Genomic DNA, 1,065 nt, shown 5'->3' on the forward strand with positions numbered 1-1,065 from the left:
AAATTTCTCAAAAAGAGCTTGCTGAAACTTTGGGAATAAAACAGCCATCGCTTTCAGCAATAGAAAATCGTGGCAATGATCTTAAGATTTCAACCATGAAAAAGTATGTTGAGGCAATGGGTGGGAAGCTCCGTATTGATGTAGAGCTTCCAACAGGAAAACATATAGGATTCAACGTTTAACAATAAAAATGGGAGCTATAGGCTCCCATTTTTAGATTCGTATAACGTTGAACCCAACGGTAAATATTCGTGTGATCAACATTCACACCCCGTTCGGCCAGCATTTCCTGCAGTTCACGATAGCTAATGCCATATTTACAATACCAGCGCACAGCCCAAAGAATGATTTCGCCCTGAAAATGCCGACCATGGAAAGGATTCATATGCTGCACCTTTAGCTAAAACAGTCTTCAGCTTACCATTCGTGGTTATTTGCAACAGTGCCGATTTTTTGAAAAAAGCATAGGTCTAGATAATCAAGCTAGATTTTTTAAAACTCCACATTGGTCAATTGTACATAAACCATCACAAGTACCTCTTAAATCAGATAGTTGTTCAATAAGCTTTTGTTGCTTGATTATATTTTCTCTGATAGCACTGACATGTAAGTCAATTAATTCATTCACATCTGAACAATTTTTCTCAGGTTTGTCTTTATAGGTAAGTAATTGACGAATTTCATTCAAACTCATATTTAAAGTTCGGCAATTCAAAATAAATTTAATTCGCTCAACATAGCCTACATCGTAAAGGCGGTAATTTCCTTCCGTTCTTTCCGGTTCCGGAATTAAACCTTCCTTTTCATAAAACCTAATTGTTAATACTGAACATGAGGTTTTTTTAGAGAGTTCACCAATTTTTAAATGCATTGAGTTAGTATTTCCAAAGATTCTTGACTCTATAGTAACTATAGGGATTCTAATATTCAAAGTTTATAATTTTTTTAATGGGTATAATTATGAGTGGTTGTGGATGTAGTAAAGAAACACCATGCGAAGATAAGAAATCTCAACAAGAAAATCATCCATCAATTGCAGAAGCAAACAATTCAAAGAATTGTGAT

The 1,065-nt window shown here is 34.8% G+C and carries 2 protein-coding genes and 1 pseudogene; 1 reads left to right on the plus strand and 2 read right to left on the minus strand.

Going from position 1 to position 1,065, the window contains the following annotated elements:
- The coding region (locus HX743_RS16095; RefSeq protein ID WP_178319680.1) for a helix-turn-helix domain-containing protein at positions 1-182 on the plus strand (182 nt) is incomplete at its 5' end.
- 41 nt (positions 183-223) lie between these two features.
- Here HX743_RS16095 and HX743_RS16100 read toward each other — a convergent pair.
- Both HX743_RS16100 and cadR read right to left on the minus strand, forming a co-directional pair.
- Positions 224-385: pseudogene (locus HX743_RS16100) on the minus strand (IS6 family transposase); the annotation flags it as partial.
- A gap of 93 nt (positions 386-478) precedes the next feature.
- The gene (cadR, locus tag HX743_RS16105; RefSeq protein WP_000550240.1) at positions 479-871 is read right to left on the minus strand and encodes a Cd(II)/Pb(II)-responsive transcriptional regulator; all 393 of its coding nucleotides are present in this window, start codon (positions 869-871) and stop codon (positions 479-481) included.
- Positions 872-1,065 lie beyond the last annotated feature (194 nt).

The organism is Acinetobacter sp. Swhac1 (assembly GCF_013390985.1).
Lineage (GTDB): Bacteria > Pseudomonadota > Gammaproteobacteria > Pseudomonadales > Moraxellaceae > Acinetobacter > Acinetobacter towneri.

Excerpts from the sequence above, each read along its gene's own strand:
- cadR (WP_000550240.1), bottom strand. The coding sequence starts at position 871 with ATGCATTTAAAAATTGGTGAACTCTCTAAAAAAACCTCATGTTCAGTA.